A 10,000-nucleotide genomic window follows, 5' to 3' on the forward strand; every position below is an offset into this window, starting at 1 on the left:
TACCCCCGTGCTTTTTGTTGCACGGGACCCATGGGTGCAACCGGCACCCGGCTTTCCCTGCGCCCTCTGCTCAATGAGAGGGTGGAAAGTGAAGCAAAACTCGGACGCAATGCGCCGCGAGAACGCGAACTTACATCCTCACGCTGTTTGAAATTTGAATCCCAACTCGCAATGACGAGGATAGAGCGGCGTACCCCAACCTATCCCCTCACCCTGAGGAGGTCGCGCGAGCGACCGTCTCGAAGGGCGAGGCCACTGGCGGGGCCTCATCCTTCGAGACGCGGCGAAGGCGCCGCTCCTCAGGATGAGGGTCTAACGGCGCAGGCCTGGCGGCAGGCGCTCACGCTCTTGCCCGCTCCCCAACTACAGCAGCTCCGGCTGCTCCGCCGCGATCGAGTCCCCGAGCGCCACCGCGCCATCCGCGATCACCTCGGCATAGACGCCGCATTCGTTGTGGCCGAGGCGCTGCATCAGGGTGTGGGGGATGGTGAGGTCGCGCGCGCCGGTGTCGGGATCGACATTGACGGCGGCGCAGCGGGTGATGCGCTTGACCACCTTGGCCCGTGCGCTGCCGATCGCGATCGTCTGGTCGAGCAGCTCGAATTCGTGCCAGGCCGGCCAGCCCTCGACATAGAGGTTGGCGCGGAAGCGCAGCGGATGCACTGATTGCCCGACCATCTCCTCGATCGCGCGCAGGCTGTTGAGGTTGATGATCGAGACCACCTTGCGGGCGACGTCGGAGAAGCTGTGGCCGGGGCTGGTCAGGACCTTTGGCGGCCCCTTGATCTGGCCGGCATGGTGGAGTGCGAAATATTGCTCGATCGCGGCGCGCCCGGCGGCCGTTTCGAGGTCGCCCTGGGCCACCATCTCGCCGTTCCGGCGCAGGGTCAGGACGTGGCTGTCGTCGTCGAACTCGGCGCGGAGCGGCACCAGCCATTCGTCCCGCTGCAGCATCAGGAAATGCGGCTTCGGCAGCCATTTGGGCTGCTCGGGCTCGAAGCCGCTCGGGCCGTTCTCGATGGCGTAGCGGCGGTCGGACAGCAGCGTCTGGCCGGCCCTGAGCTCGGCCCGCGGCAGCGCCTCTGCGGTCAGGCCTTTGACGGGATAGCGGTAGATGCCGGCGATCTGTGCGGGGGAGGTGGAGGACATCAGACCTTTTAGGAGATTTCCATCGATCGGGCCACCGAACCCTTACGAATTCATTGCGGAAAGCTCTTCCGTTTCGGAACCCGATGCCCACATTGTGATCAAGCCTGAAACGAGGGCGACGACCACCGGTCGGTTGACGGATATCAACACGGTCGGGCGGAAACCCAATGAAGATGCCTTCCACGGTGCCTATCGCGTGATCCGCGAAAGTGTGCGTGCGGTTTCGCGAAAAGATCACGCGCTAATTTAAGAATTGGGCGCGATCAGACGCAAAACCGGTACCCACTTTTGCTGATCGCGCCCAGGGCCGGGAGGGCAGGCCGAGGGAAAGCAAACGATGAATATAGAAAAATACACCGAGCGGGCGCGCGGCTTCATCCAGTCGGCGCAGTCGCTTGCGGTACGCGAGGGGCACCAGCAGTTCTCGCCGCTGCATCTGTTGAAAGTGCTGCTGGACGACAGCGAAGGCCTAGCCGGCGGCCTGATCGATCGCGCCGGCGGCAATTCCCGCGCCATCCTCAAGGCAACCGAGGATGCGCTTAACAAGCTGCCGAAAGTGTCGGGCAGCGGCGCGGGGCAGGTCTACCTTTCACCCGAATTGGCGCGGGCGTTCGATGCGGCCGAAAAGGCTGCCGAGAAGGCCGGCGACAGCTTCGTCACCGTCGAGCGTCTCCTGCTCGGGCTTGCGCTCGAGAAGAACAGCGAGGCCGGCTCGATCCTGAGCAAGGGCGGCGTCACCCCGCAGAACCTGAATGCTGCGATCGAGTCGCTGCGCAAGGGCCGCACGGCCGATAGCGCCACCGCCGAGAACGCCTATGACGCGCTTAAGAAATATGCCCGCGACCTGACCCAGGCCGCGCGCGACGGCAAGCTCGATCCGGTGATCGGCCGCGACGAGGAGATCCGTCGCACCATCCAGGTGCTGTCCCGCCGCACCAAGAACAACCCCGTCTTGATCGGCGAGCCCGGCGTCGGCAAGACCGCCATCGTCGAGGGCCTGGCGCTGCGCATCGTCAATGGCGACGTGCCGGAGAGCCTGAAGGACAAGCGTCTATTATCGCTCGACCTCGGCGCGCTGATCGCGGGCGCGAAGTACCGCGGCGAGTTCGAGGAGCGGCTGAAGGCCGTGCTGCAGGAGGTGACCTCGGCCGAGGGCACCTTCATCCTGTTCATCGACGAGATGCACACGCTGATCGGAGCCGGCAAGGCCGACGGCGCGATGGACGCGTCTAACCTGTTGAAGCCGGCGCTCGCCCGCGGCGAACTGCACTGCATCGGCGCGACCACGCTCGATGAGTACCAGAAGCACGTCGAGAAGGATGCCGCGCTCGCCCGCCGCTTCCAGCCGATCTTTGTCAGCGAACCCTCGGTCGAGGATACGATCTCGATCCTGCGCGGGTTGAAGGACAAGTACGAGCAGCACCACGGCGTGCGGATCTCCGATTCCGCGCTTGTGGCGGCTGCGACCCTGTCCAACCGCTACATCACCGACCGCTTCCTGCCCGACAAGGCCATCGACCTGATGGACGAAGCGGCGGCGCGGCTGAAGATGCAGGTCGATTCCAAGCCCGAAGAGCTTGATACGCTGGACCGCGAGATCATCCGCCTCAAGATCGAGCAGGAGGCGCTGAAGAAGGAAAGCGATCTGGGCTCGAAGAGCCGGCTGCAGGCGCTGGAGAAGGAACTCGCCGATCTCGAGGAGAAATCGAAGGCGCTGACGGCGCGCTGGAGCGCGGAGAAGAACAAGCTCTCCAATGCCCAGAAGCTGAAGGCCGAGCTCGACGCGCTGCGTGTGGAACTGGCCAACGCCCAGCGCCGCGGCGAATTCCAGCGTGCCGGCGAGCTTGCCTATGGCAAGATCCCGGCGCTGGAAAAACAGCTCGCCGATATCGAGGCCAGCGAGAACCAGGGCGCGACGATGGAGGAGGCGGTCACCGCCAACCACATCGCGCAGGTGGTCTCGCGCTGGACCGGTGTTCCGGTCGACCGGATGCTGGAAGGCGAGAAAGAGAAGCTCCTGAAGATGGAGGATGCGCTCGGCCAGCGCGTCGTCGGCCAGGCCGAGGCGGTGCGTGCGGTGGCGACCGCCGTGCGCCGCTCGCGTGCCGGCCTGCAGGACCCGAACCGGCCGATGGGCTCGTTCATGTTCTTAGGGCCGACCGGCGTCGGCAAGACCGAGCTCACCAAGGCGCTGGCGGAGTACCTGTTCAACGACGAGACCGCGATGGTCCGCCTCGATATGTCCGAATACATGGAGAAGCACTCGGTCTCGCGATTGATCGGCGCGCCTCCGGGCTATGTCGGCTATGACGAGGGCGGCGCGCTCACCGAAGCGGTGCGGCGGCGGCCCTACCAGGTGGTGCTGTTCGACGAGATCGAGAAGGCGCATCCTGACGTCTTCAACGTGCTGTTGCAGGTGCTCGATGACGGCCGCCTGACCGACGGCCAGGGCCGCACGGTCGACTTCCGCAACACGCTGATCATCATGACCTCGAACCTCGGTTCGGAATTCCTGGTGAACCAGCCGGAAGGCGAGGATACGGGCGCGGTGCGCGAGCAGGTGATGGCGACGGTGCGGGCGCATTTCCGCCCCGAATTCCTCAACCGCGTCGATGAGATCATCCTGTTCCATCGGCTGCAGAAGAGCGAGATGGGCCGGATCGTCGAGATCCAGTTTGCGCGGCTGCAGAAGCTCTTGGAGGATCGGAAGATCACGCTCACGCTGGATGCGGCGGCGCGCGACTGGCTGGCCGCCAAGGGCTGGGACCCGGCTTACGGTGCCCGCCCGCTGAAGCGGGTGATCCAGCGCAGCCTGCAGGATCCGCTGGCCGAGATGATCCTGGCTGGCGATGTCAAGGACGGCGACAAGGTCAAGATCTCGGCCGAGGGCAACGTGCTGACCTTCAATGGCAAGGCGCAGCAGACCGCCGAGGTCGCCCAGTTCGACGCGCCGGTAGCGAAGCGCAAGCTGAACTGAGTTATGAGACGGCTAGAAGCCCTCTCCGCGGTCCGCGGAGGGGGCTTCGAGTTTCTGGGAGGTTGGAAGATTTATTCCTGCGTTACCGCCGGGCCGACATCGTCCTCTTCGCTCGGCTCGAGTTCGGAAAGGATGTCCACGAGCTCGCGGGCGCGGCCGGTCGCGAGCGGCTTGCCGGCGTTCATCAGCGGCTCGTCATTGGCGAGCCAGGCCTGGGCCTCCGCCAACTCGTCGACGGTGGCGCCGGTCGCGATGATCTTGGCGATGGTGACATCGTCGACTTGGCCGACCGCTCTGACGACGTCATCCCGTGTGATGCGCCTCATGCCCGGTACCCCTCGACGCGTAACAACGAGGCCTCCGCCCGCCGTCATGGCGGGCAGGGACCGAAGTAAGGCAGTCCTCGATCAGCGGCCCGTTGTCAGCCGCGGCGGGTGCTGCGACATCATCCAGAGCTCGATCGCAGCCAGGATCGCCACCGCCGCGCCGATCACCACATGGACCGTCATCGCGGTGGTACCGTGGAAGCCCAATACCCAGGGCGACACCAGGGCCCACAATCCGACGATCAGGTTCAGCCACTCCTCCCACACCGCGAATGCCGCCAGCGCCGCGATCGCAAGGACCGCGATGACGATGCCGGTGATGTAGGCGTTGGTGGAGACGGTTCCGGCGGTGAAGCCGAACAGCCAGGGCGACAGCAAGAGGATCGCGCCAAGGACCAGGTTTGCGACGTCGCACAATTTCGCGTTCGTCCAATTCTCCATGACACCCTCCATTGGAGGTTTCGCGTATCCATGAAACCGAGCTGATGCCCACCCGGTTCCATGGCCGGCGCGGCAAATTTGGAGGGAGGAGATCAGCGGTTGCTGACGGGCCGCGAACCGGTCGAGCCGGTGGCGTCGGAGACGATGCGGGAGCTGCCGCGGCTGTTCATCTGGCCATCGATCCGGTCCCGCTCCTTCTCGAAGCCTGCCAGCATCGAGCCCTCGAGCGAGCGCCCGCGCGGCAGCTTCACGCGCATCGGGTCGACGAAACGGCCGTTGACCAGGATCTCGTAGTGGACGTGGGCACCGGTCGACATGCCGGTCGACCCGATAAAGCCGATCACCTGGCCCTGGCGGACGCGCTTGCCGGACTCCATGCCCTTGGCGAAGGCGGACATGTGGCCGTAGGCGGTCTCATAGCCGTTGTTGTGCTTGACGCGGACATACTTGCCGTAGCCGCCCTCCCAGCCGACCTTTTCGACCACGCCGTTGCCCGAAGCGAAGATCGGGGTGCCGTAGGGGGCCGCCCAGTCGACGCCGGTGTGCATCTTGACGTAGCCGAGGATCGGATGGCGGCGGCCGCCGAAGCCGGAGCGCATGATCGCGTTGTTGACGGGCTTGCGCACCAGGAACTTCTTCGCGCTCTTGCCGGTCTCGTCGTAATAGTCGACCACCGAATCGTCAGGCGTCTGGAACCGGTAGTATTTCTTGGTCTCGCCGCCGACCGTGAGCGCAGCGTACAGCACCTCGGTCTTTTCGCTGCTCGTTACGCCTTCGTCCTCACCGGCGTAGTAGACGTCGAAGGAGTCGCCGGGCTGCACCTTGCGCTGGAAGTCAACGTCATAGGAATAGATACGGACCATGTCCTCGATGACGTTCTGCGGCACCTTGTTGCGCAGTGCGGTCTCGTAGATGCTCTGATAGAGCCGTACGCCGCTGCCATCATCCTCGTCGTCATCGTCGCTGTTGTCGGCGGTGTCGGACACGGTGTTCATGCTCTGCACATCGACGGCGACATATTTGCCGATGTCCGAGAGGGCTGCGATCGCCTCGACCTGGGTGTCGTTGGCGACAATCACGCGATAGGGCTGCAGGCGCGCTCCCGGGGCCGGATTTGCCGGCGCCATCAGTATGCGCAGTTTCTGGCCTTCCTTGAGGCCGCCATCGCGGCCGCGGGCGCCAAGCGTGGCCGCGATCGCCTTGGCCTCCTCGGCTGTCGCGCCCATGTCGCGCAGCACCGAGGTGACGGTGTCGCCCTTCTTGACGATATGCACCCGTTCCCCGGTCGGATTGCCGCCGGTGACCTGCTCCTTGGTCTTCGGCAGCAGCGTGACGTTTTCCGGCACCACGCGGGTCTCGAAGCCGGCATAGGGATCGGAAACGTTGCCTTCGGTGGCATAGGCGAGCTTGATGTCGGGCTGCGCGCCGCCGACATCGGCGGTGGCGTTGGCCAGCGTATAACGGACGCCGCCGTTATTGCCGCGCCAGTTGGCTGCGTCACGCACCCGCATCAGGATCTCGTCGAGCGCCACCACCGCGGCGATCTTCGCCTTCGGCAGCACCTGCCCGAGATCCTTGGTCACGAAGGAGACCTCGGCATCGGGCTCCACGGCCTCGGGGTTGTTCGGATCGTCGGCCGCCGCGGTCTGATTAGTGCCGACATCGGTCAGCATGCGTTGGGCGTTGAACGGCGGGATCTTGGCCGAAAGATCGCTTGTCGTCATCGAGAGGTTGCCGGAGATGCGAACATACGGCCGCACCCGCATCACGTCGCGGTTGCCGACGCGGGTGACCGTCGATACCCGCACCACGTTGCGCGAGGCGCTTGATTCCGACGGCGGCGGCAGGCGGTCGCTCTTGTGCAGGGTGGCGGCGCGGTCATTGGCGCTGACGGCACCGCGCAGCGCGCCCTCGACCCGCTCCGGGAGCTTGGCAAAGGTCATCTCGCCGTCGAGGGACGCAAAAACGGCGCCGCCGATCAAGGCTGCGCCGCACAGGCCGGTGAGGATAGTGCCGCTGAACCATTGTACGGAAACACGGCGGCGGTCGATCACCGCAGCCTCCGAGCCGTCAACCGACAGCGGCGGCTCGTGACCGAGATCGATCATCCCGGTCTCGCGTCCAAAGCCGCTCCCGCGTGACGCCCGTTGGCTCAAACCCGTGTCCCCCCAAGTTCCATCAGCATACGACGAGACTTCCGCACTCCCTTGCGCCCGCATTCGCCCTAGCAGGGCAATCCGGCAGTACGGCGCGTCACATACAGCAACATTCGTGAATTATCGAAGGCCGATGGCCAACCACAATCTCGAACGGCAACGATGTGTAAATCTCTCGATGTTGCTCGGCCGCGTGGAACTGGCGACGGGTTCATCAGAAATCGTCAGTCCCTTGGTAGAAACCACCGGCAGCCCCCACTGGCATCCGGCGATTCATTTTGCATAACTAATCGTCAGAACGTCGCAGGATTGTGGCTCAAGTACGGCGTAAAGTCCCGAAAAATCGAGCAATTCTGCGCACGAGAAGAATCTGCACCTGATGCGACGATTTGTTGACAATGGCCGTTGACAAGCCGGATTGGGCCGGCCTATAAGGCACCCACTGAGCGCGGCGCTGCATTGGCCCGGTAGGCCAAGGCAAGCTTTCGCGCCCTTGATGCTCCTCACTTTGATGAGTGACTCAACAGCCGATGTAAATCGGTTGCGGATTTGCCGTCGGGTGAAGGAGGTCGAACCCTCCTAAGGGTGTGAGGTCCTCGGATCTCGGGCTGTTTGACAAGTGAAGATGAAGAAAGAGAAACGTGGACGGCGGAGTCCTTGCGGGTCTCGATTTTGAAAGTCAGGGTTTTCGAACCCAGGACTTTTCCCGATCGGGACCGGACGAAAGACTTCGGCGGTACACGTTTTGAATAAGGTTACACCATGATCTCTTCATTGAGATCAGGTCGCCAGCGATGTGAATCGCTGCGCGATTTCGGTGTGGACCTCGTCAAACGTTGTGATCAGCCGGTTCAAAGTTTCAAGTCCAACTTGAGAGTTTGATCCTGGCTCAGAGCGAACGCTGGCGGCAGGCTTAACACATGCAAGTCGAGCGGGCGTAGCAATACGTCAGCGGCAGACGGGTGAGTAACGCGTGGGAACGTACCTTTTGGTTCGGAACAACACAGGGAAACTTGTGCTAATACCGGATAAGCCCTTACGGGGAAAGATTTATCGCCGAAAGATCGGCCCGCGTCTGATTAGCTAGTTGGTGAGGTAATGGCTCACCAAGGCGACGATCAGTAGCTGGTCTGAGAGGATGATCAGCCACATTGGGACTGAGACACGGCCCAAACTCCTACGGGAGGCAGCAGTGGGGAATATTGGACAATGGGCGCAAGCCTGATCCAGCCATGCCGCGTGAGTGATGAAGGCCCTAGGGTTGTAAAGCTCTTTTGTGCGGGAAGATAATGACGGTACCGCAAGAATAAGCCCCGGCTAACTTCGTGCCAGCAGCCGCGGTAATACGAAGGGGGCTAGCGTTGCTCGGAATCACTGGGCGTAAAGGGTGCGTAGGCGGGTCTTTAAGTCAGGGGTGAAATCCTGGAGCTCAACTCCAGAACTGCCTTTGATACTGAAGATCTTGAGTTCGGGAGAGGTGAGTGGAACTGCGAGTGTAGAGGTGAAATTCGTAGATATTCGCAAGAACACCAGTGGCGAAGGCGGCTCACTGGCCCGATACTGACGCTGAGGCACGAAAGCGTGGGGAGCAAACAGGATTAGATACCCTGGTAGTCCACGCCGTAAACGATGAATGCCAGCCGTTAGTGGGTTTACTCACTAGTGGCGCAGCTAACGCTTTAAGCATTCCGCCTGGGGAGTACGGTCGCAAGATTAAAACTCAAAGGAATTGACGGGGGCCCGCACAAGCGGTGGAGCATGTGGTTTAATTCGACGCAACGCGCAGAACCTTACCAGCCCTTGACATCCCGGTCGCGGACTCCAGAGACGGAGTTCTTCAGTTCGGCTGGACCGGAGACAGGTGCTGCATGGCTGTCGTCAGCTCGTGTCGTGAGATGTTGGGTTAAGTCCCGCAACGAGCGCAACCCCCGTCCTTAGTTGCTACCATTTAGTTGAGCACTCTAAGGAGACTGCCGGTGATAAGCCGCGAGGAAGGTGGGGATGACGTCAAGTCCTCATGGCCCTTACGGGCTGGGCTACACACGTGCTACAATGGCGGTGACAATGGGAAGCGAAGACGCAAGTCCTAGCAAATCTCAAAAAGCCGTCTCAGTTCGGATTGGGCTCTGCAACTCGAGCCCATGAAGTTGGAATCGCTAGTAATCGTGGATCAGCACGCCACGGTGAATACGTTCCCGGGCCTTGTACACACCGCCCGTCACACCATGGGAGTTGGTTTTACCTGAAGACGGTGCGCTAACCGAAAGGGGGCAGCCGGCCACGGTAGGGTCAGCGACTGGGGTGAAGTCGTAACAAGGTAGCCGTAGGGGAACCTGCGGCTGGATCACCTCCTTTCTAAGGATGGTCCTTCAGAGAGCTCACGCTCACTATCGGATCGTTTTAGAAACATCTCGGGGCCAATCGATCGCCAGATCGTTTGAGCTCCATTGGCGGGATTTCGCCGTCTTCGTTTCTCTTTCTTCGCGGACGAACACGCGCCAGGGGCTTGAGCGCTGTGCGATGCATCGGCGACAGCCGGTTGCGCGCGAGCGGGCTCCGATCCTCAAAAGGGATAAGCGTCAGGGGCTTGTAGCTCAGTTGGTTAGAGCGCGCGCTTGATAAGCGTGAGGTCGGAAGTTCAAGTCTTCCCAGGCCCACCACTTTGATCGAGCGCATGTGTCTCTCTTATCCAGCCCACGGCATTCGTCTTCTGGTACGGGGCCATAGCTCAGCTGGGAGAGCGCGTGCTTTGCAAGCATGAGGTCGTCGGTTCGATCCCGTCTGGCTCCACCAGATGAAGTCGAAGATCGATGCGCTGCTTCAGGCCTCGACATAATCGTCCGCGAAACATCAATTCGCACACGCAGTCCGGATGGACGCGATGTGCGTGTTATCTGACATCGTAAAGAGGAGATCGATCCAAGTTTGGGATCTGCGGAGCAATTCGCGGG

Annotated in this window: 6 protein-coding genes, 2 tRNA genes and 1 rRNA gene; 5 read left to right on the forward strand and 4 right to left on the reverse strand. The window is 62.3% G+C overall.

What is annotated here, in order from left to right; translation table 11 throughout:
- Positions 1 to 363: 363 nt before the first annotated feature.
- Positions 364 to 1,149 (reverse strand): MOSC domain-containing protein, encoded by a 786-nt coding sequence (locus OZ411_RS20315; protein ID WP_282529385.1) that lies wholly within the window; start codon positions 1,147 to 1,149, stop codon positions 364 to 366.
- Between the two features lie 337 nt (positions 1,150 to 1,486).
- Here OZ411_RS20315 and clpB point away from each other — a divergent pair, with 337 nt between their 5' ends.
- Positions 1,487 to 4,126: an ATP-dependent chaperone ClpB gene (gene clpB, locus OZ411_RS20320; RefSeq protein WP_282529386.1), complete on the forward strand. Its 2,640-nt coding sequence runs from the start codon at positions 1,487 to 1,489 to the stop codon at positions 4,124 to 4,126.
- A 71-nt stretch (positions 4,127 to 4,197) separates the two neighbouring features.
- Here the strand turns inward: clpB and OZ411_RS20325 are convergent, their stop codons facing one another.
- The 3 genes from OZ411_RS20325 to OZ411_RS20335 form a co-directional block, all read right to left on the reverse strand.
- The gene (locus OZ411_RS20325) at positions 4,198 to 4,452 is read right to left on the reverse strand and encodes a hypothetical protein (protein WP_130582073.1); all 255 of its coding nucleotides are present in this window, start codon (positions 4,450 to 4,452) and stop codon (positions 4,198 to 4,200) included.
- Positions 4,453 to 4,533: 81 nt separating this feature from the next.
- Positions 4,534 to 4,893, reverse strand: a complete 360-nt coding sequence (locus tag OZ411_RS20330; protein WP_130582072.1) for an SPW repeat protein — start codon at positions 4,891 to 4,893, stop codon at positions 4,534 to 4,536.
- A gap of 92 nt (positions 4,894 to 4,985) precedes the next feature.
- Positions 4,986 to 7,049 (reverse strand): M23 family metallopeptidase, encoded by a 2,064-nt coding sequence (locus OZ411_RS20335; protein ID WP_165421391.1) that lies wholly within the window; start codon positions 7,047 to 7,049, stop codon positions 4,986 to 4,988.
- Between the two features lie 133 nt (positions 7,050 to 7,182).
- Between OZ411_RS20335 and OZ411_RS20340 the strand changes: the two genes are divergently transcribed.
- From OZ411_RS20340 to OZ411_RS20355, 4 genes are all read left to right on the forward strand, one after another.
- Positions 7,183 to 7,335 (forward strand): hypothetical protein, encoded by a 153-nt coding sequence (locus tag OZ411_RS20340; RefSeq protein WP_165421390.1) that lies wholly within the window; start codon positions 7,183 to 7,185, stop codon positions 7,333 to 7,335.
- Between the two features lie 580 nt (positions 7,336 to 7,915).
- Positions 7,916 to 9,404: ribosomal RNA gene (locus OZ411_RS20345) — 16S ribosomal RNA — on the forward strand.
- Positions 9,405 to 9,632: 228 nt separating this feature from the next.
- Positions 9,633 to 9,709, forward strand: a tRNA-Ile gene (locus OZ411_RS20350).
- Between the two features lie 57 nt (positions 9,710 to 9,766).
- Positions 9,767 to 9,842, forward strand: a tRNA-Ala gene (locus tag OZ411_RS20355).
- The last annotated feature ends 158 nt before the right edge of the window (positions 9,843 to 10,000 follow it).

This window comes from Bradyrhizobium sp. Arg237L (assembly GCF_029990105.1).
Classification (GTDB): Bacteria; Pseudomonadota; Alphaproteobacteria; order Rhizobiales; family Xanthobacteraceae; genus Bradyrhizobium.